The sequence below is a fragment of the Parabacteroides johnsonii DSM 18315 genome (assembly GCF_025151045.1).
Classification (GTDB): Bacteria; Bacteroidota; Bacteroidia; order Bacteroidales; family Tannerellaceae; genus Parabacteroides; species Parabacteroides johnsonii.
Genome location: NZ_CP102285.1, coordinates 1,594,199 through 1,615,163, shown reverse-complemented (window position 1 = coordinate 1,615,163; position 20,965 = coordinate 1,594,199). Strand labels below are relative to the sequence as shown.

At 47.9% G+C, this 20,965-nt stretch carries 13 protein-coding genes; 4 read left to right on the top strand and 9 right to left on the bottom strand.

The window, feature by feature from the left end:
* Nucleotides 1-10: 10 nt before the first annotated feature.
* The 5 genes from NQ564_RS06690 to NQ564_RS06670 all read right to left on the bottom strand — a co-directional run bounded on the left by NQ564_RS06690 (nucleotide 11) and on the right by NQ564_RS06670 (nucleotide 6,186).
* Nucleotides 11-1,330: a TldD/PmbA family protein gene (locus NQ564_RS06690; RefSeq protein WP_008149600.1), complete on the bottom strand. Its 1,320-nt coding sequence runs from the start codon at nucleotides 1,328-1,330 to the stop codon at nucleotides 11-13.
* A gap of 96 nt (nucleotides 1,331-1,426) precedes the next feature.
* Nucleotides 1,427-2,959 (bottom strand): TldD/PmbA family protein, encoded by a 1,533-nt coding sequence (locus tag NQ564_RS06685; protein WP_008149602.1) that lies wholly within the window; start codon nucleotides 2,957-2,959, stop codon nucleotides 1,427-1,429.
* A 52-nt stretch (nucleotides 2,960-3,011) separates the two neighbouring features.
* Nucleotides 3,012-4,247 (bottom strand): anaerobic sulfatase-maturation protein, encoded by a 1,236-nt coding sequence (locus NQ564_RS06680; protein ID WP_008149604.1) that lies wholly within the window; start codon nucleotides 4,245-4,247, stop codon nucleotides 3,012-3,014.
* A gap of 72 nt (nucleotides 4,248-4,319) precedes the next feature.
* Complete coding sequence (locus NQ564_RS06675; protein WP_008149606.1) at nucleotides 4,320-5,333, bottom strand: N-acetylmuramoyl-L-alanine amidase family protein; 1,014 nt, start codon at nucleotides 5,331-5,333, stop codon at nucleotides 4,320-4,322.
* Between the two features lie 292 nt (nucleotides 5,334-5,625).
* Nucleotides 5,626-6,186, bottom strand: coding sequence for an NUDIX hydrolase (locus NQ564_RS06670; RefSeq protein WP_008149609.1), 561 nt, complete (start codon nucleotides 6,184-6,186; stop codon nucleotides 5,626-5,628).
* 282 nt (nucleotides 6,187-6,468) lie between these two features.
* Between NQ564_RS06670 and NQ564_RS06665 the strand changes: the two genes are divergently transcribed.
* From NQ564_RS06665 to NQ564_RS06655, 3 genes are read left to right on the top strand one after another with little or no spacing between them, the layout of a single operon-like run.
* Nucleotides 6,469-7,917 (top strand): SGNH/GDSL hydrolase family protein, encoded by a 1,449-nt coding sequence (locus NQ564_RS06665; protein WP_129649923.1) that lies wholly within the window; start codon nucleotides 6,469-6,471, stop codon nucleotides 7,915-7,917.
* A complete protein-coding gene (locus NQ564_RS06660; RefSeq protein WP_008149614.1) occupies nucleotides 7,889-9,235 on the top strand; it encodes a GDSL-type esterase/lipase family protein in 1,347 nt (448 codons plus the stop codon). Before NQ564_RS06665 ends, NQ564_RS06660 begins: the two co-directional genes overlap by 29 nt.
* Nucleotides 9,228-10,787, top strand: coding sequence for an MBOAT family O-acyltransferase (locus NQ564_RS06655; RefSeq protein ID WP_039848202.1), 1,560 nt, complete (start codon nucleotides 9,228-9,230; stop codon nucleotides 10,785-10,787). Before NQ564_RS06660 ends, NQ564_RS06655 begins: the two co-directional genes overlap by 8 nt.
* Nucleotides 10,788-10,912: 125 nt before the next feature.
* Here the strand turns inward: NQ564_RS06655 and NQ564_RS06650 are convergent, their stop codons facing one another.
* The 3 genes from NQ564_RS06650 to mfd all read right to left on the bottom strand — a co-directional run bounded on the left by NQ564_RS06650 (nucleotide 10,913) and on the right by mfd (nucleotide 18,875).
* On the bottom strand, nucleotides 10,913-13,516 hold the full coding sequence (locus tag NQ564_RS06650; RefSeq protein ID WP_008149618.1) for a beta-mannosidase: 2,604 nt from the start codon (nucleotides 13,514-13,516) through the stop codon (nucleotides 10,913-10,915).
* Between the two features lie 87 nt (nucleotides 13,517-13,603).
* Nucleotides 13,604-15,508 (bottom strand): AMP-dependent synthetase/ligase, encoded by a 1,905-nt coding sequence (locus NQ564_RS06645; RefSeq protein WP_129649921.1) that lies wholly within the window; start codon nucleotides 15,506-15,508, stop codon nucleotides 13,604-13,606.
* Between the two features lie 7 nt (nucleotides 15,509-15,515).
* Nucleotides 15,516-18,875: a transcription-repair coupling factor gene (gene mfd, locus NQ564_RS06640; protein ID WP_039848203.1), complete on the bottom strand. Its 3,360-nt coding sequence runs from the start codon at nucleotides 18,873-18,875 to the stop codon at nucleotides 15,516-15,518.
* A 108-nt stretch (nucleotides 18,876-18,983) separates the two neighbouring features.
* Here mfd and NQ564_RS06635 point away from each other — a divergent pair, with 108 nt between their 5' ends.
* Nucleotides 18,984-19,742 (top strand): polyprenol monophosphomannose synthase, encoded by a 759-nt coding sequence (locus NQ564_RS06635; protein WP_008149627.1) that lies wholly within the window; start codon nucleotides 18,984-18,986, stop codon nucleotides 19,740-19,742.
* A 61-nt stretch (nucleotides 19,743-19,803) separates the two neighbouring features.
* Here the strand turns inward: NQ564_RS06635 and NQ564_RS06630 are convergent, their stop codons facing one another.
* Nucleotides 19,804-20,922, bottom strand: a complete 1,119-nt coding sequence (locus NQ564_RS06630) for a hybrid sensor histidine kinase/response regulator (protein WP_008149629.1) — start codon at nucleotides 20,920-20,922, stop codon at nucleotides 19,804-19,806.
* Nucleotides 20,923-20,965: the final 43 nt, after the last annotated feature.

The following is a 20,965-nucleotide window of genomic DNA, read 5'->3' as shown; positions in this document are numbered from 1 at the left end:
TCTCGTTTCTCTATAGTCCGCTAAAATCCACTCCGTCGAATAATAACGAAGGAACACGCCAGCTGGAGAACGTGCGAGGGTCGTTGCCGACTTCGGCTAGGTTGCTCCACAAAGAAATCATGTTGCCTGTTGCATTCATTTCGGAGATGGGCTGTGTCAGGCAGCCTTTTTCGATTAGGAAACCTTCCACACCGTAGGAGAAGTCGCCGGTCGTACTGTTGCTGTTGCCGCCGTTGAAGCCGGTTACCAGAATGCCTTTATCGACAGATGCGATCAGACCATCCGCATCTCTATTTCCCATCTGCATGGTCAGGATAGAAGGGGAGGCGATAGTCTGTTTCATATCCATCTTATTGGCTGAATAAGTATCGATATAATAGGTTTTCAGAACACCGTTTTCAAACACCGGCATACGCTTTGTCGCTACGCCTTCGCCATCGAAATAGCGGGCACCGGATGCACCCACCATGTGCGGCTCGTCGATAATTGTCAGGCGGTCACCCAATACTTTCTGGTCGATTTTATCCAACAGAAAAGAGTTTTTCTGCTGGATGGAAGAACCGTACAATGCATCGATTACCGGAGAAAGCAGGCGGGAGGAATTCATATTGTCCACAACCATCTGATACTTGCCGGAAGCGACCTTCTTCTGTCCCAGCTTACGCATTACACGTTCCAGAGCTTTTGCACCCAAGCCTTCCTTAACCAGCGTATCATAATAGAGCGAAGAGTCGAACCAGTATGATTCCGGGCGGGCATCCCCTTCGCCTTTGATGCTTACGCTGGCAACCAAGCTGAAAGAGGAACCGGATGCTTCCCCTTCGAAACCATTGCTGGCAACCATATATTTGAAATCCTTTTCGTCGCTGTAGGATGAATTGGCCGAGATGATACGGGCGTCTTTCCCCATCATTTCGTTGCAGACGTTCATGGCCAGCGCCACTTTATCGTCCGGCTGGATCGAGTCGAATTTCGGATCGATCAGTTGCAGGTCAGCACCTCCTCCTTTATAATAGAGAGAAGCGTCGGGCAACGTGCGTGCCTTGTCTTCCGCTAGGAAACGAGTGGAAGCGATACCGTTGCGAATGAAACCTTCCAGTTCCTTTTTATCCAGACGGTTTGTGGAGAAGGAGCCGAAACGCCCGTCCACAAACAGATGGATCACCAAACTGTTTTCCGATGCCTGCTGCAAACGGTCCATCTTCATGTCGCGTATTTCGAAAGAACTGCTCGATCCGTTATAGATGCTTACACGTGAGGCCTGGCAACCGTTTTTCAAGGCAAATTCCATAGCCCATTGAGCCAGCTTTTTATTTTCGTTCGTTATCATGTCTAATAATTTATGATTTATGATTTATGAATTATGATTCCAGATTATAGATTCATGTGTCGGTGATAAATCATAAATCTGAAATCATAAATCATATCAATTTTCTCCTCCTACTGTAAGTTTACTAACTAAAGCTGACGGCATCCCGCAGGTTACCGGGCAGGATTGTCCGTCCTTGCCGCATGTCCAAGTGCCGTTATCCATCTTGTAATTGTTTCCGACCATCGTGATATCGGCCAATGCACGAGGACCGTTACCGATGATATTGATATCCTTGATCGGCTGTGTCAGTTTACCGTTTTCAATCAGGTAACCGTCTTTCACGAAGAAGGTGAAATCGCCCGCACCGATCTGTACCTGTCCATTGGTAAAGCTGGAGGCATAGATACCTTTTTTCACGGTCGAGATCATTTCTTCTTCCGTCACGTTTCCGGCTTCCATGTAGGTAGCGCGCATACGCGGGATCGGCATCTGGCGGAATGACTCGCGGCGGCCGTTGCCCGTTGACGGAATACCGTAATGCTTGGCGCTGATACGGTCGTGCAAGTAGCTGGTCAGGATGCCTTCCTTCACGATATAGGTCTTCTGTCCGGCGATGCCTTCGTCGTCGATGTTGACAGAACCGCGGTTGAAAGGAATCGTACCGTCGTCCACCACATTGATATGCTCGTTACAAACCTTCTTGTTCAGCTGGTCGGAGAAGATAGACGTATTCTTGCGATTGAAGTCGGCTTCGAAAGCATGGCCGATTGCTTCATGCAACAAGATACCGGAGCCTCCGGCACCCATTACGACCGGCATTTCGCCTCCTTTAGGCTTGATGGCCTGGAACAGGATGGAGGTTTTTTCTACTGCCTCCTTTGCTACTTCGGCAATGATATCGTCTGTCAGGAATTCAGCCCCCATACGGAAAGCGCGGGATGCATACGAATTTTCGATCTTCCCGTTGTCTTCCATGATGCAGACCGCACCTAACGTCACCATCGGGCGATAGTCGTAGTACATCTGTCCCTCGGAATTGCAGAACAAGATGTGTGAAGTCGTGTCTCCCAGTGAAGCCATTACCTTATGTACCCGCTTATCGAGTGCAAAAATCTGATCGTTCAGTTTCTGAAGATACGGGGTCTTTGCGTTTACGGCGAGTTCGTCCCAGGGAGTCTGCACGCCATAATAATTATTCAGGATCGGTTCCTCTGTCAGGGCTGCCGGAGCTTTTCCTGCCGAGCCGGTTGCGATACGGGCTGCCGTACGGGCTGCTTTCAGCATCTCGTCGAGAGTCACGTTTTCCACATACGCATAACCGGTCTGGTCGCCGGCCAATACGCGTACACCCATACCGAAATCGATATTGGAGGAAGCCCGGTTTACGGCTCCGTCCTGCAATCCTATGTTATTCCGGTAGGAATGTTCAAAGAAAAGATCGGCATAGTCGCCGCCTTTTTCAAGTGCTGCCGCCAGCACTTTCTTCATGTCGCTTTCACTGACACCAAAATGGTTCTGAGCGAATGAGATACCGGTAGCTTGATCTGTTCCATTTCCGGTACAACTTCCCAGGAATGAGGGAGCCGCTAATGATCCAAGCATAACCATACCTCCTGTTTTGATAAAATCACGTCTATTGATTTTCACGTTATAATTGATGATTTATAATTAATTCTTTAATTCCTTAATTCTTTAATTTTTAATTCCCATCCTCCCTTGCCCATCGCATAACATTAGCAGGCGGGCGCTCGGCCAACAATTCTTTTTTCATGAAATCCATGTAAGGAGCCACATGCTTGAAAAATTTCTTGTAACCTTTACATAGATAGTTCAATCCGGGTTCGCCGTTTGCCGTATGGAGGAAACGGTTTTTGGGGCATTCGCCGTTGCAGGCAAACAAGTAATCACACTCCTTGCACTGAGTTGGGAGTTTTTCATATTTGTCTGCTCCGAACTTCAGTTGGCGCTGACTGTACATCATCTCGGTAAGCGTCTGGGTATGGATGTTACCCAACTTGTATTCCGGGAATACGAAGTGGTCACAGGCATATACATCTCCATTGAATTCCATCACTCCGGCATGTCCGCAAGTACGTGCCAGTGTGCAGACACCCGGTTGCTCGCCTACCCAGTTTGCCAGTGTGGAATCGAAAAGTTGGATATAATAATTACCGACATCTTCTTTCAGCCATTCGTCGAAGACCGCGCAGAGGAAATCTCCCCATTTCCCGGCATCGACCGTGAAAGGGGCCAGTTTGATATTTGCATCCTGCTGTTCCGGCGAGGTGAGCAATGTTCCGTCCTGATGGAATCCGAGACGTTCCACAATCGGGGTGAACTGGATATAGTGGCAATCTATTTCCTTGAAAAAGTTATAGAATTCCAGCGGATAATCTACGTTATAGTCGTTGACGACTGCCATCGCATTATATTCCACACCATGTTTCTTCATCAGTTCGATTCCCTTCATCACCTTATAAAAAGAAGGAAGACCTTGCTTGTTACGGCGATATTCGTCGTGAAACTCTTGCGGACCGTCAATCGAGACTCCCACAAGAAAGTTATTCTCTTTGAAGAAACGGCACCAGTCATCGTTAAGCAACGTCCCGTTTGTCTGGATACAGTTGTCAATCTGGCGTCCGCGGCCATATTTGCGTTGCAACTCCAACGCTTTCTTGTAGAAGCTGATCGGGCGCATCAGCGTTTCACCACCATGCCAGGTAAAGAGAACTTGCGGCATCGTTTGACATTCCAGATATTCCTTGATGAATTTTTCCAGTAACTGTTCGCTCATGATATGATTTTTCACCTCAGGATAAAGTTTCCCCTTCTCAAGGTAATAGCAGTATTCGCACGCCAGGTTGCAAATCGAACCGACGGGCTTCAACATTACATATACGGGTTTCGCGAACGGGGATATATACGGACTGTTCATGGTATGTCTAAAACGATATTTTATTTAGTTTCGTATGCAAATGTAGTCTTTTTAACGAATGAATGTTTTTTTTCATCGTGTTTTTTTCCTGTAGCGGTTGTAATCGGTGACAAATCCTTCACAAAGCCAATTCGCGAGTGCCTGCCGATTATCACTCAAGATGATTCGTTGCTGGTCGAAACTGTTTTGGATATTGCCTAACTCGACGAAAACGGAGGCTGGTGTCGTATGTCTCAACACGTATAGGTTCCGTCCGTCCACCGTTCCGGTAAACCCTCGTCCCGGCTGGTGCTTCTTGTATTTATGGGTGAAAGTCGTCCGCATGGTTTTTGCCAGATGTTTGCTTTCGGAGTTTTTATTCTGGTGATAGAAAAAAACATCGGTCTGGTGTCCCTTGTTCCGGCTGTCCACATGTACGAAGATAGCTCGTTTGTAGGCATATTTATCCTGCTTGAACAAGGAGTTTATCTTGTCACTTCGTTGTTTCAGGCGGCGAACCTGGTTGAAAGGGATCGGACTGCCCATGCAGGTTTCCCGTTTGCTGTTTTTCAGGTATTTATCGTCCCGTATACCGTCTTTGGCATCTTGGATGATAATGTGAACTTTGGCTCCTTTCATCATCAGGTTGCGTGCCAGCCGAAGCACGATGTCATAAGCATATTCGTCTTCGTGCAACTCGATTTTGCCAATCCGTCCGATTGCCCCCGGATCAGGACCTCCATGCCCGCTGACCAGATAGAAACAGGCTCCTTTCAGTTCGGACGATGTTACTTTATAGGAGGCCAGTTCTTTACCGAACAACGGTTCATAGTTCGCTCGTTTGGCGGCGGCTGAGACAGCTTCTTTTCCTTGTAAAGGGGGAAGCGTATATTTGACTCCCATCCTAAGGACGTTTCCCTTGCCTAATTTCTTTTTATTCAGTTCGATGAACTGTTTCTGATAGGCGGCTCCTGTACGGTTGTGACGTTTGAGGAACAGGGTGACGCCTTCGCCTTTCTTGGGAAATGCTTTCTCCTGGGCCTGTAACCGGTTGGCGCAAAGTATGGTGAGGAATAATGCGAATATGATACTAAGTTTGAACTTCATTGGTGATATGTTGCTAATGCGAACAAAAATAATGCTTTTTCGGGATTATGCAATACGTTGTTATGCAGAATCAGAAAAATATGACAATATCCCCCTTGAAAAACGTGTTTTTGACACCTGTTGAAAATCAGTGTTATAGCATGTATAAGATTATTAAAAAATATTACCCTTGCATGAAAATCTATTTTCTCGGGTATGAAAATAGATTTTCATGCCTGTGTGTTTCGATTTGGACGAATGGGGATTTCTGGGAAAATAAACAATAAGGCATAGAGTGGGTAAGGCTCCTTTCTCAGATCAAATGATTCATCGCCATGTATTTCCAAAGTGGGGCGGCATGGAGCGCTTGTTTGATCCGGTCGTCGAGGAGTAATTCTTTTACTTCATCGAGCGTCAGGAGATGGACACTCAGGTCTTCTGTCGCTTCAAGGTGTTGGACTGTGACGGGTTCGACATCCGTGGCAAGATAACAGTAAGTCTGGTTGGTATGGGTGCTCGGATTGACGCCTATTACCATCAGTTCGCTCCAATTTCCGTTGCCGTAACCGGTTTCCTCGAGCAATTCCCGTTGGGCGGAGATGAGTGGGGAGGCGTCTTCCTTTTCGCAGACACCGGCGCAAAGTTCGTAAGCCGTAATACCCAGGCCATGACGGTATTGGCTTACAAATACGAATTTCTGCTCTTTGGTGATTGCGATCACGTTGATCCATTCCGGATATTCGAATATATAATATTCGGGGATTCTGTTCCCATTCGGTAATTCCACTTCTTCCTTGCGCACGGTGAACCAAGGTTGGCGGGATAGATATTCACTTTTCAATACTTTCCAGTTTCTGTTTTTCGGAGTTTCCATATTTGTTGTTTGTTAATATGTAATAAATAATGGTGTCCCGTAGGGGCGGGGTTCTACTCCGCCCAATGCAAATAACGTCCGTTTTGTCCGGGGTCAATGGATGGTACCAATATCCGGATTCAATGGGCGGATTCAATGGGCAGAGCAGAGCCCTGCCCCTACGAGCGACAATTATATAGTATGACCATGCCATCCATATCATCAATATAAATATGAAACGGCCGAGTTTGTAATAAATTGCGTTTGTTTCTTATCTTTGTGGCTTCGAAAGAGAGGAATTAGATGAATAAAGATAATAATTTCGGCAGGCTTTTGCTCCTGCTACTTATTGCGTTAGGTATCTGTTTGGGGCTTTATTACTTACCGGACCAGCTGTTCGGCATGAAAATAAAAAAAGTTGATTTGCTTTCCGATCTCAGGGTAAAGCCTGAATCCCTGTCTATGGATTCCTTGCGTATGCAATTGGAACAACCGGATACGATCCGGATAGATTCGGCCGCCATACGCGATTCGATCCTGAAAACGACAGGTATCGATTCTGTCGCTCTTGCGTTGCGCGATTCGCTTTATAAGGTCATGTATGCGGATAAGGGAGCCGATTCACTGGGAACGCGTATCGAGGATTACTCCGTCGGCCATATCGGTTTGAAGCGGTTCTTTGCCACTTTAAGAAATAGCAGGCAGGCGAGTCGTCCGGTGCGTATCGCCTTTTTGGGAGATTCGTTTATCGAAGGCGATATCGTGGTGGCTGATTTCCGTTCAGGAATGCAGGAGCAGTTCGGAGGACGCGGAGTCGGTTTCGTTCCGGTTATGTCGGTAGCCGCCCAGTTCCGTCCGACGATCGAGCAAAAGGCAGAAGGCTGGACTACCTGGTCTATGCTGACGGACCATTATCATCGGTATACACTTTCCGGAATGACGTTCGAACCGAAAGGAGAGAAGCCGTCTATCTCGGTTAAGACGACAGACCGTTATCCGGAGTTGAAAACGGTTTCTTCCCTCAAATTCCTGTATGAAAAGAATTCCCGCACACAGATGACCTTGGTTTGCAACGGCACGCAGGACACGATCCGCGAAACATTGAAACCGACATCCGTCATCACGCAATACGAACAAACAGGGACCTTCACGGAGGCCTCTTTCAGCTTTGCCGATACGGCCGGTTTCCGTGCTCTCGGAGTCGCGCTTGAAGATAATTCAGGGGTGATCGTGGACAATTATTCCTTGCGTGGCAATTCGGGGATGATCCTTTCGAGGCTGGACAGTGCCCGTTGCAGGGAGTTGAACGAGATACGCCCCTATGATCTGGTCGTTTTGCAGTACGGGTTGAATATCGTCAGTGACAGCGTTCTCCTGTATGGCTGGTACGCCAAACGGATGGAAGAAGCCGTACGCCACGTACGCGTTTGTTTTCCGGATGCCGATATCCTGATGTTAGGTGTTTCGGACAGGAGCCGGCAAGTGGACGGAACCTTCGAAACGATGCCCGCCGTATTGGCCTTGTTGCACGCACAGCGACAGGCAGCCCGCCGCTCGGGTGTTGCTTTCTGGAATGTCTTCGGGGCGATGGGAGGAGAGAACAGTATGGTCCGCTTCGTGGAAAACAACTGGGCCAGCAAAGACTATACACATTTGAGTTTCAGGGGAGGAAAAGAGATCGCTTCTGCCTTGTTGAAAGCCATATTATTAGAAAAGGAGTTTTATGATGAAGCAGACAAAGTGGCTCGTTAATCTGTCGGCTTGCCTGGTTTTGATGGCCGTCAGTGCCGTCGGAGCAAAAGGAAAATTGGCGGGCCCGCGCGGGGCGAGGGAACAGGGGGGCCTCGATACGATCCCGCTCCCTTCCCGCATTTATTCGATCGGGAAGGAGGTCGATTCGATCCAGTCACCCTCTTCGCTACAGCCCTTCTTTGCCGGACTGGATTCGCTCAGGGCGGGGAAGGATACCGTATTGACGATCGTCCATTTAGGCGATTCCCACATACAGGCCGGTTATTATTCCGGTAAGGTGATGCGTCTTTTGCAGGCGCAGTTCGGGAATGCCGGACGCGGATGGATCGCCCCTTTCAAGTTGAGCCGGACGAATGAACCGGACGACTATTTCATCTCTTCTTCCGTCCGCGAATGGGTGACGGGACGCTGTATCCAGACCAATAAGAAATGTCCTGTCGGAATCGGCGGGATCGGTATCCAGTCCGTTTCGCCCTCCATCAATTTGGATGTCCGGATAGCGCCTAACAACGGAGCCGGCTATTCCTTCAACCAAGCGATCCTTTACCGGGGGGAGAAGGCCATGCCGATGTTGCCGGCCGGTCCGCTTAAAGATTCCGTACAGACATTTTTGGCTACGGTTCCGGCTGTCGCTGGTGTCCTGGCCGATACCTTCCGCATTTCTTATCCGGTTGATACGTTGCAGTTGCATAGTACCCGGAGGAAACAAGGTACGGATAAGCTGCTTCCGGCCTCCACCTTCAAGAATATTTATTACGGTTTCAGCCTGACGAATGGCAATCCGGGCGTCCTCTACCATTCGGTCGGTGTGAACGGAGCGATGTATGTCAATTACACAGACGAAGCCTATGTCCGACAGTTGGCCCTGCTGAAACCTTCTTTACTGATCATTTCGTTGGGTACGAACGAGACTTTCGGTCGCCGCTTCCGTCCGGAAGAATTCGGCGGGCAGGTACGCGCGTTTGTTTCCCTCGTCAAGAAGCAGATGCCTGAAACAGCTATTCTGCTTACCACTCCGCCGGAATGTTACAAGCGGACGTATGTCAATAAGAAGCGGACGTATGTCCGTAACGCGAATACCCAGCTTGCTGCAAAAGCAATTGTAAAAGCGGCCCATGAAGAGGGCGTAGCCTGCTGGGACCTTTTTGCCACTACGGGAGGGAAAAGTTCTTGTATCAAATGGCATAAGGAGAAACTGATGGGGCGTGACCGCATCCATTTCACAAAGGAAGGCTATCGCGAACAAGGAACCTTGTTATATCGTGCCCTGATGCAATCTTATAATCAAATGTTGAAAATCAGAAAAGATGATGAATGATTTTATAAATAAAATGGGAGAATATTGGTCTCAGCTCTCATTCGACAAACTTGGCGATATATTGACCTACCAGCACAATGCACCGATACTTTTCAGTAGCGGATTGTTTTTCTTCCTTTTTATCGGTTTCCTGATTATTTATATGTCGCTCAGGAAGCACCTGCTGACACGTATCATTTACGTTACGTTGTTTTCCATCTATTTCTATTATAAGAGCAGCGGATTGTTTTTCTTTCTCCTGCTGTTTGTCGCGACATCCGATTTTTGTATTGCGCAGTGCATGGCCAAGACTGCTTCCCGGTGGGGACGCAAAGCAGGGGTCGTCCTGAGCCTGTGTATCGACTTAGGGTTGTTGGGATACTTCAAATACTTCAATTTCCTGAGAGAGATCGTGGCTACCGTCGCTCATGAATTGGGGTATCAGTTAGGGAATGCCTCGTTGCAGAACATCACTTATCAGCCATTGGATATCTTTCTGCCGGTTGGTATCTCTTTTTTTACTTTCCAGACCATCAGCTATGTGATTGATGTGTACCGGGGCAGGATAGAACCCCTCCGGCGTTGGATCGACTATGTTTTCTATGTCTCCTTCTTCCCACAGCTGGTAGCCGGTCCGATCGTCCGGGCACGCGATTTCATTCCCCAGATTTATAGGACTCCGGTTGTTACGCGGGCGGAGTTCGGGGAAGGGCTTTTCCTCGTCTTGTGCGGGCTTTTCAAGAAAACGGTCATATCCGACTATATCAGCCTGAACTTCGTTGATCGCATATTCGATGCCCCATTGCTTTACACAGGGGTGGAAAACCTGTTGGGTGTGTATGGTTATGCTTTGCAGATCTATTGCGATTTTTCCGGTTATTCGGATATGGCGATCGGGATCGCATTACTGTTAGGGTTCCGCTTTAACGTGAACTTCGATTCGCCTTATCAGTCGGCGACTATCACAGAGTTCTGGCGGCGCTGGCATATCTCGCTTTCTTCGTGGTTGAAAGACTATTTGTATATTTCACTCGGAGGTAACCGGAAGGGAAAAATACGGACATACATCAACTTGCTGATAACGATGTTGCTGGGCGGTTTATGGCACGGGGCTTCTGTGAGTTTTATCCTCTGGGGCGCTTTGCATGGGGTTGCGCTGGCCGTTCATAAGTTTATGATGAACCGTTTCAGCAGTTTCAAACCGTTAGGGGCGGAAATGAAACCCTGGAGAAGAGTGATAGGGGTCCTGGTCACTTTCCATCTGGTATGTTTCGGCTGGATTCTGTTCCGTGCCGACTCGATGCAGACGGTAGGCGAGATGCTGACGCAGATTTTCACGAATTTCCATCCGGAGGTCTTCACGCAGTTTGTGATGGGCTATAAGGGTGTGTTCGTTTTAATGGTGGTGGGGTATATCCTGCATTTCATGCCGAAATCGGCGGAAAACAGCTTGCAGACGGTCGTCACTCGCTCTCCTTTGCTTGTGCAGGCGGTGATGCTGGCGATTGCGATTTTTGTTGTCGTTCAGTTTAAGAGTGCCGGCGTACAACCGTTTATTTATTTCCAATTCTAAAGGCTCTGTTTTTCCGTTCGGAGCTTTCGTTGTGTCTTTTTGTTCCTGTGGCTCGACATGGGATCGCATTGAACCGACTTCTTCTGCGTTCCCATATCAAACATAGGGGAGGACAAATGAACGATTTAATAAGTATCCGCTAAACTCTCGCTGCGAAGTTGCTTGTCGAAAGTATCCTTATCCAGACTGGTCGTGACATGGATTGTGACCGGTTCGCCCGGCAACAGATCGAAATAGTTGTCGGAGAAGAAATTGTCTATGCCGTCAAGGCTTAAAAATACGCCGCGTGCAAAGACATCGCTGCTGACCGTCAGGTCGTAGCCGTCTCTGGCAGGAACGGATGTGATCCGGATATCGGCTTTCGGGAAGTCGATGTTCTTATAACGGTCGAAGAAATAGTTGTTCGTGACGATCTTGCCCTCTTTTCCGTTTTCGGTGAAGCGGGCGTTTACAAAAACTTCGTTCGGTTTCTTTCCGCCTAAGACATTTTTGACGGGAGCGGAGAACTGTATCTTGCTTGTGTTGGGGGGCAGTGTCACATTTTTCTTCTTTTCAAAAAGGAGATTGCCTCTGAGGTCCATCACACGGATATCGAGAGTCCCTTTTGTCGCTTTCAGGCGATCCGAGACGATATATATGTCCAGCGTATCGTTTTCGGCGATGGGAGAAATCAGGATGTCCTCGAACGCTTTCCTCGCAAAATAGTGCTGGGCCTTCCAGCGCCCGTAATAGTCGCGGCTCGACCAGGAGGCGACAGGCCAACAGTCGTTATGCTGCCAGAAAAGGCTTCCCATGTTGTAAGGCATCATGCGACGATGCGCCTCGATGGCGGTCTTGATGGCATCTCCCTGAAGGAGGATGCTCATATAAAGAGTACTCGGAAAGTCTTTGGGCTTACGATATTCGTCTGCTGTAATTTTTTCGATACGTGAATTGGCTACCTGGCCGCCACGCTGATGCGCCATCATCACATCGGAGTAGATATTGTGATCCCGTTCTTCCGGAGCATATTTCAGTACGGATTGGTATTCGGGAAACGATTGGAAGCCATATTCGGAGAAGAAGCGGGCTTTGATCTTGTTGAAATGGGCGACGGAGTCGATACCCTGCCATACCCCCCAGTAATGGGCGTCGCCGTTCGGGTTCCAGTTGACTGTCCCGCTTTCGCATTTGGCGTCCGGATCGCCTCCGTATGGGGAGGAAGGGAGGTAGAACGTTTTCGGATCATATTCCTTTACGACTTCGGGGAGCAGTTTGTGGAAGAGCTCTTTGTCGTCTTTGCGCATTTCCTCTAATACGCCTAACTTCTCGTATTTCTGCATCCAACCCCAGTTGAACCAGGCGGTATGGTTCTCATTGTTGCCGCACCAGATAGCAATGCATGGGTGGTTGCGCAGGCGGACGATATTGTCGATGGCTTCCTGACGGATATTCTCCAAACGTTCTGCTGTCATCGGATATGTGCTGCAAGCGAACATGAAGTCTTGCCAAACCAGAATGCCGTATTTGTCACAAAGGTCGTAGAAAAGATCATTCTCGTAGATGCCGCCGCCCCAGACACGGAGCATATTCATATTGGCATCGACCGCATCGAGGATTGTCTTTTCGTAGCGCTCGGGGGTGACACGCGGCAGGAAGTTATCCTGTGGAATGTAGTTGGCTCCTTTGGCAAAAAGCGGTTTGCCGTTCAGTTCGAAATAGAACGTCGTTCCCGCTTCATCTTTGTCGCGAACGACGCGGAGGCTGCGGATGCCGATGTGAGTTGTTTCCGTGTCGGCAATCTTTCCATTCATCGTGATGGTGGCTGTGAACGGATAGAGATGCGCTTCGCCCAAACCGTTTGTCCACCATAGTTTCGGATTGTTGATGACAAGATCGGTTTCGATCAGGTTCTTTCCTTTCTTTACGGGAACAGTTTTCAACCAGGTGTTTTTGAGACCGTCGACTTTAATTATGAGGGTTGCTTCTCCCTCCTTGTCCGCCGTTACTTCGACACGGGTTTTGATATCGGCCCGTTTGGCGTTGACCTTTTCCTGGATATATTGGATGTTGTCGATACGGGCATCGTTCCAGCCGATCAGATAGGCGGGACGCCAGATACCGCTCGTGACAAGGCGGGGGCCCCAGTCCCAGCCGTAGTGATACCCTGCCTTCCGGGCGAAAACGCTTACTTTCTTATCGAAAACGCCACCATTTTCGGATTGGTCGTTACCGGCTTCGATCGGGTGCTTCAAGGCGTCGTAGTTCGGTAGGTCCGTTTTGATGGGAGAGTGGAAATAGATGCGTAGTTCGTTACCGTCCTTTTTCAACAATCCTTTTACGGGGATCAGCCATTCACGGAACATATTGTTCGCTTTCAGGATGCAGGAGTCGTTCAAATAGACATCGGCATAAGTATCGAGTCCTTTGAAGTCCAGGTCGATATTATCCTTGTCGAATACATCGGGAGCGACGTTTAAGGTCGTTTTATATTCCCAGTCTTCTTTGTCCACCCATTGCACGCTCCGTTCGTTCAGGCGGTAAAAGGGATCGTCGATGATCTTGTTGTCCATAAGATCCGTGTGAACTACTCCCGGCACAGTTGCCGGATACCAGTTATTGCCGCGGACCTGCTTGAAAGTCCAGCCGCTGTCGATGTTTTGTTTGGATACACCGTCCGCCATCGCCGGAGCTGTTGCCCAAAAAGCAAAAGCCAGGGTGATGGTGGAGGTTACAGTTTTGTAATGCATAATTATTTAGTTTAATGGCGTGATATGGCGATTTGTGAACCATATTGGGTTGTTATCCTAACAATAACAAATGAAATTGTGTTTTTGTCAATCTAATGCCTTTTTATTCTCTTCATTAAGCGGATTCTTTCCTTCCGGCGTGTAGAGATGGTCGATGCGGGAGGCATACGCTTTTTCTACTTTCCCGCGGACGATCTTCATCGTGCTGTTGACCATGCCGTTCTGTTCGGTGAATGGTTCCGGCAGGATAGCAAAGGCTGTAGGCAGCCAGCGGTCGGGGAAAAGGGCGGACAGATCGCCTCCCTTACGGAAACGGTCTATCTGGGATTGGATGATCCGGATTGCCTCTTCACGACCTTTATCGGATGAAAGATCAAGATGCTGATGTGCCAGATGCTTTTTCAGCCGGTCTTTGTTAGGGACGACGAGGGCAACGGTATAGGGACTTTGGTTGTTATACAGGATCAGCTGGTCGATGCAGGAAGAATGTTCGACGAGCGCCTCCTCGATCCCTTCCGGACTGTATTTCTCCCCGTCACTACCGATCAGCAGGCTTTTGAAACGTCCGAGGACGTAGAGCAGGCCGTCATGCCCCATATATCCCATATCCCCGGTGTAGAGCCATCCGTTGCGTACGGTTTCGGCAGTCGATACCGGGTTCTTCCAGTAGCCGGCCATCACATTCTCGCCCCGTATGACGATCTCTCCCTTTTCGCCTGTCGGAAGTTCTTTTCCCTCGGCATCGCATATTTTCAAATCGAGCGGACGAACCAGCACGCCGCTGCTGCCGAAGGTATGCCGGTGCGGGCCGTTGGTGGAAATTACGGGAGTCGCTTCGCTTAGTCCGTACCCTTGGTACATCGGAAGTCCGATTGCGTAGTAGAATTTTTGCAGGTCTTTATCGAGCAATGCACCACCACCGATGAAGAACTTCAATTGTCCACCGAAGTTTTCGCGGACTTTCGTGAAAAGCACGCGGTCGAACAGGCTCACGAGCGGTTTCAGCAGGAACCGGGCGCCGCGTCCCTTGTCTTCTCCGCCGTCTCCGTTATAGATGTAGGCCACTTTGAGGGCAAAGTTGAACAAACGGGTGACATGCTTGCCTTGGGCACGGATGCCCTGTTCGATATTCTTTTTGAAGTTCTTGGCCAGTGCCGGGACGCTCAGGATCAGGTAAGGCTTGAACTCTTTGATGTTGACCGGAATGTTCTTTAATGTTTCCAGCCCTGTCCGTCCGACTTGTACGGTTGCTACGGATGCTCCTTTCGACATGAAGATATAGAAACCGACCACATGCGCGAAACAATGGTCGAGTGGGAGGATTACTAATGTGCGCCATGTATCGTCGATATCGACACAAGATAGGGCTTGTTCCACATTTGCCGTGTAGTTACGGTGCGTCAGGATGACGCCTTTTGGGTCGGCCGTCGTGCCTGAGGTGTAGGTAATCGTTGCATAGTCGCCATTCTGCAAGGATTGTCCGACGGCAAGGAAGTCTTCCAGAGAATGAGATGCCAGATATTCTTTACCCATCCGGAGTACTTCGGACCATGATATTTCCTTTTCTTTATGTTCCGGCAGTTCGTCTATCACGATTACTTTTTCTACTAAAGGCAGTTTGTCCATGATAGACCGTATCTTTTTGAGCTGGTTGCCGGAAACCAGGATATATTTCACATCGGCATGCACAAGACGGAACAGCAGGTCGTTCGCTTCTTCGAGCTTGATGGATAGCGGGACGTTGGTTGCGCCGGCGTAGAACATGGCCAGTTCGCCGATGATCCATGCATTACGGCCTTCCGAAAGGAGTGCCATATTGTCGCCCTTCTTCACTCCGAGAGCGATTAGTCCGGCACCGGCAGTATAGACTTGTTGCTGAACTTCCTTATAAGTGGTAGGTTCGAAGGCATTCGTGGTTTTTTCCCACAGGAAAGGGTTATCAGGATATCGTCTTACTGAACTTTCGAAAAGGTCTATAATTGTCTTCTTCATATTTAATTTATTTTTGTATTTGTACTTTCCCGATCTCATCTAAGTAACCGCAAGCCGTTTCTACTGTCGGTACGTTTTTGATCACGATACTGCGTTTCCCGTTTTGTTCGCGAAGTGTGCATTCACGCGGATGCTTTTGGATGAAGCCGAGTAGTTTGTCGAAAGCTTCGCTCTCATAATAAGGACTTTCGGGATTGGTGACGAGAAAGATGCTCATCTGTCCTTTTTTCAGAATGACTTTTTCCATACCCAACGTCTTTGCCATACGGCGAAGGCGAACGACACGGATCAGCTCTTTCCCTTCTTTCGGTACTTTCCCGAAACGGTCTTTCAGACGTTCGGTAAAAGCGAGGATATCACGTTCTTCCTCCATCTTGTCCAATTCACGATAGAGGGAAACACGCTCGGAATCATTCGGGATATAGGTTGGCGGGAACATCAGTTCCAAATCACTTTCGATATAGGTTTCACGGACATATTCGCTACCGGTGTCGGGTCGCTTTTCGGTGGCATCAGAATATAGGTCGGCAAATTCTTCCGCTTTCAGTTCGTCAACGGCTTCTTCCAGGATTTTCTGGTATGTTTCGTAGCCCAAGTCGGCGATGAAACCGCTTTGTTCAGCTCCTAACATATTACCAGCTCCCCGGATGTCGAGGTCCTGCATGGCGATATGGATACCGCTTCCCAGCTCTGAAAAATTCTCGATTGCCTGCAAACGGCGGCGTGCTTCCTGCGTAAGGCTTGACAGAGGTGGAGAGAGGAGGTAGCAGAAGGCCTTCCGGTTACTTCGTCCGACACGGCCGCGTAATTGATGCAGATCGGACAATCCGAACTGTTGTGCATTATTGATGATGATCGTATTTGCATTCGGCACGTCGATGCCACTCTCTACAATGCTCGTAGCGATCAGTACGTCGTATTCGTAATTGACGAAATCCAGAATAATTTTTTCCAGCTTGTCCGGCTCCATCTGTCCGTGGCCGACGGCGATACGGGCATCTGGCACTTCGCGTTTGACAAGCGCCTCCATTTCATAAATATTCTGGATGCGGTTGTTGATGAAAAAAACCTGTCCGTTACGGCTCATCTCGAAATTGATGGCTTCGCGGATGATGTCCGGGTTGAAACGTTCCACCTCTGTTTGAACCGGGTAGCGGTTGGGCGGGGGAGTCGTGATGCTCGACAAGTCGCGGGCTCCCATCAGCGAGAATTGCAGGGTACGGGGAATTGGCGTGGCAGTCATGGTGAGCGTATCGACGTTGGCCTTCAGCTGTCGCAGTTTTTCTTTGACGGATACGCCGAATTTCTGCTCCTCGTCAATAATCAGCAGGCCGAGATCTTTGAATGTGACATCTTTTCCGACGATGCGATGGGTACCGATGATAATGTTGATCTTTCCTTCCTTCAAGTCTTTCAGGGTTTCTCTTATCTCTTTAGCCGTACGTGCCCGGCTGATATATTCGATCCGGCAGGGAAAATCTTTCAACCGTTCAGAGAATGTCTGATAATGCTGGAATGCTAACACCGTAGTCGGGACCAGTACGGCAACTTGCTTGTTGTCCGAAACAGCTTTGAAAGCGGCGCGGATGGCAACCTCTGTTTTTCCGAAGCCCACGTCTCCACAGATCAGGCGGTCCATCGGACGGTCGTTCTCCATGTCGGTTTTGACATCGGCTGTTGCTTTCATCTGGTCCGGGGTATCTTCGTAGATGAAGCTGGCTTCCAGTTCGTGCTGCATGAAGCTGTCCGGACTGTAGGCGAAACCTTTTTCCTGTTTCCGTTTGGAGTAGAGGAGGATCAGGTCGCGGGCGATATCTTTTACTTTCGACTTGGTACGTTCCTTCATTTTCTCCCAGGCTCCTGTTCCGAGCTTGCTCAGCTTGGGCGGTTCTCCACTGTCCTTACCTTTATATTTGGACAGTTTATGGAGAGAATGAATACTGACGAATATAATGTCGTTGTTCTGATAAATCAGCCTGATGGCTTCCTGCATTTTTCCGTTCACTTCGGTACGGACCAGCCCGCCGAATTGTCCGACACCATGATCGATATGTACGATATAGTCACCGGTCGTGAATTGGTTCAACTCCTTCAACGACAAAGAGAGCTTTCCGCTTCTTGCCTTGTCGCTTTTGAGGTTGAATTTGTGGAAGCGGTCGAACAACTGGTGATCCGTGAAAAGACAGACACGCAAAGTCTCGTCGGCAAAACCTTCGTGTATAGTTTTGTTGACAGAGGTAAAAGGTATATTGTCTCCCCGATCTTCGAAGATGGCCCGGATACGGGTTGCTTGCTTTTCTACATCGCTCAGTATATATAATGTATAGCCGTTTTCTAAATATTTATGGAAAGATTCGCTTACTAAATCAAAATTTTTATGATAAATTGGTTGTGCTTCCATTGAGAAAGTCAGGGTGGCATCGGCTACTCCCGTCACCCGCGTACCGAAATGGAGCCGGCAGAAACCAAGTGCCGTACGTAGAAAATCCTCTCCGGTAATCAATTTGGCTCGTAGTTGTTCGATGTCGGCAAATGATTCTTCGTCTCCGATGATCGGCTCTTCATTCCAGATACTGCCGATACGCTCTTTTACCCATGCCAGATCTTTGCTGGCGAGTAGTGTCTCGGACGGCAGTGAATCCAGCAGGGACGAGTTGGTCCGGTTTCCTTTTGTCATTTCGGGCACGATATAGATACTGTCCAGTTTTTCTTTGGAGAGCTGTGTCTCTACATCGAACGAACGGATCGTCTCTACCTCGTTTCCAAAGAAGTCGATACGATAGGGAAATTCATACGAGAACGAGAACACGTCTAAGATACTGCCACGCATCGCATACTGTCCCGGTTCATAAACGTAATCTACCTGTTCAAAACCGTATTCGTCCAGTACGTCGGAAACAAACATATTGTCCAACTTCTCACCGACACTGATCTTCAGTGTGTTTTCTTTCAGGACCTCCCGCGAGATCACTTTTTCTGCCAATGCATCCGGATAGGTGACAATGACGAAAGGAACAGTTGGATCTTGCAATGTGCTGAGAACTTCTGTCCGCAGAATTTCGTTGGCAGGGTCTACATGTCCGTATTTGATAGCACGCCGGTAGGCAGAGGGGAAGAAGTAGATTCCGTCGCCTCCGGTGAGCTGCACCAGGTCATGATAAAAGTAGCCGGCTTCTTCCAAGTCATTTAACACACACACGTAGCTCCCCCTTCTTTTAAAAAAAAGAGAAGCTATTGTCATTGCGGCCCCTGAACCGTTCAGCCCTTTCAGAAATATATTGCGGGACGTTTTGCTTTTTAACAGGGTATTTAATGCTGCCACTTGCGGATGGGCGGCATATTGTCTAAGTAAATCTTGTACCTCCAATGTGATATGTTCTTTTCGCAAAGGTAGAGTTTTTGTTCAAAATAGTAGATATGCGTAGTATTAAATCAATTAAAATATGTACCTTCGCCCTACAAATTTAGAAGGATTATGTCAGACAGTATTGTTATTATTCCCACGTATAACGAGAAGGAGAATATAGAAAATATTATTCGGGTTGTATTTGGGTTAGAGAAAGAATTTCATATTTTGATTATAGATGATGGATCGCCCGATGGTACGGCAGATATTGTAAAACGGTTGCAAAAAGAGTTCCCCGAACGCCTTTTCATGGTGGAACGTAAAGGTAAGTTAGGTTTGGGTACGGCTTATATTTGTGGGTTCAAGTGGGCTATAGAGCATAAGTATGATTTTATATTTGAAATGGATGCAGACTTCAGTCATAATCCGAATGATCTTCCTAAATTATATGCGGCTTGTACGGAACAGGGTGGTGATGTCGCAGTCGGCTCTCGCTACTGCAACGGTGTGAATGTCGTGAACTGGCCATTAGGACGTGTGTTGATGTCTTATTATGCTTCCGTATATGTCCGTTTTGTTACCGGAATGAAAGTACAGGATACGACAGCCGGTTTCAAATGCTATCGTCGAGAGGTGCTTGAGATGATTGATTTAGACCGTATTCATTTCAAAGGATATGCGTTCCAGATAGAAATGAAGTTTACGGCGTATAAGTGTGGTTATAAAATTGTGGAAGTTCCCATTATCTTTATCAACCGTGTATTAGGCACTTCTAAGATGAACTCCTCTATCTTCGGGGAGGCACTGTTTGGTGTATTAAAATTGAAATGGTGGAGTCTGTTTCGTAAATATCCCCAAAAAGGAAGCCGGAAAGCAATTACCGGATAATATATATGAAGCAAAAGGGGATTTTGACACACCTCCTTTTGCTTTATATATGCTATTTTTGTTATTCTTGATTCAACGCTTTCAAGGAGAAATAGAAGGTGGTGCCTTTCCCTTCTTCGGAATCGAACCACAGCTTGCCGCCGAGCTGTTCGATAAAGTCTTTGCACAGCATTAGTCCCAAGCCGGACCCCTTTTCGTTATTCGTCCCATAAGAAGTAAAATGAGTGTTTTGCTTCAGCAGCTTACCTTGATCTTCCTTTTTGATCCCTTTACCCGAATCTTTCACACTGACAACAACAAAATCCCCGTCTGTTTTGGTTGATACCGCAATCACCCCTTTTTCGTAGCTGAACTTGACTGCGTTGGAAACCAGATTGCGGACGATTGTCTTTACCATATCGATATCTGTCGATCCCATCAGTTCTTTATCCAGACCTTCAAGTGTGATGGATATGCCTTTCTGGGTAGCCATCGGAATAAATATCTCGGCAGTGCTGTTGACTATGCTGTTGATGTCGACTTGCTGTCTGTAAATGTTCTGTTTGTTCAGGCGGTTCTTCGCCCATTTCAAGAGGTTGTCGAGAAGTTGGAATATCTCTTCCGATGTCTTGTTCATCATCTGAAGCATTTCGTATACCTCGTCGCTAACCTGATTCTTATCGACCATCATCAGGATGGCATTATTCATCATCTTCAAAGAGCCGAGTGGAGAGCGCAAATCGTGTGCAATAACGGAATAGAGCGTGTCGCGGGATTCAATCGTGTTTTCAAGTTCCTGCTTGATACGTTTAATACTGAACAGTTCGTAACGGTGGGCGACACGTTTCACCAATTCTTCCCGTTGAAAAGGTTTTGTTACATATTCTGTTGCCCCCAATTGATAACCTTTTACAATACTTTGCATATCACTCAAGGCTGACATGATAATGACAGGAATGTTGTTGGTCTCCGGATTGCTTTTCAAATGCTGCAGTACCTCATATCCGTCCATCTCCGGCATCATAATATCGAGCAAAATAAGATTGGGATGCCTTTCCTGGGCAATGCGTAGCGCTTTAGCTCCGCTGTCTGTCGTCAGTAGCGTATAACCTTCTTTTTTCAGTATCGCTTGCACAAGCATAACGTTAGTTGGCACATCGTCTACCACTAATACAGTATATTGTGATGCTAAGTTTTCCATTCGATTCTGTACTTTTCTTGATATTCAAATACTATCAATGATA

Excerpts from the sequence above, each read along its gene's own strand:
- NQ564_RS06690 (WP_008149600.1), bottom strand. The coding sequence starts at position 1,330 with ATGATAACGAACGAAAATAAAAAGCTGGCTCAATGGGCTATGGAATTT.
- NQ564_RS06680 (WP_008149604.1), bottom strand. The coding sequence starts at position 4,247 with ATGAACAGTCCGTATATATCCCCGTTCGCGAAACCCGTATATGTAATG.
- NQ564_RS06675 (WP_008149606.1), bottom strand. The coding sequence starts at position 5,333 with ATGAAGTTCAAACTTAGTATCATATTCGCATTATTCCTCACCATACTT.
- NQ564_RS06670 (WP_008149609.1), bottom strand. The coding sequence starts at position 6,186 with ATGGAAACTCCGAAAAACAGAAACTGGAAAGTATTGAAAAGTGAATAT.
- NQ564_RS06665 (WP_129649923.1), top strand. The coding sequence starts at position 6,469 with ATGAATAAAGATAATAATTTCGGCAGGCTTTTGCTCCTGCTACTTATT.
- NQ564_RS06660 (WP_008149614.1), top strand. The coding sequence starts at position 7,889 with ATGATGAAGCAGACAAAGTGGCTCGTTAATCTGTCGGCTTGCCTGGTT.
- NQ564_RS06655 (WP_039848202.1), top strand. The coding sequence starts at position 9,228 with ATGAATGATTTTATAAATAAAATGGGAGAATATTGGTCTCAGCTCTCA.
- NQ564_RS06650 (WP_008149618.1), bottom strand. The coding sequence starts at position 13,516 with ATGCATTACAAAACTGTAACCTCCACCATCACCCTGGCTTTTGCTTTT.
- NQ564_RS06645 (WP_129649921.1), bottom strand. The coding sequence starts at position 15,508 with ATGAAGAAGACAATTATAGACCTTTTCGAAAGTTCAGTAAGACGATAT.
- NQ564_RS06635 (WP_008149627.1), top strand. The coding sequence starts at position 18,984 with ATGTCAGACAGTATTGTTATTATTCCCACGTATAACGAGAAGGAGAAT.
- NQ564_RS06630 (WP_008149629.1), bottom strand. The coding sequence starts at position 20,922 with ATGGAAAACTTAGCATCACAATATACTGTATTAGTGGTAGACGATGTG.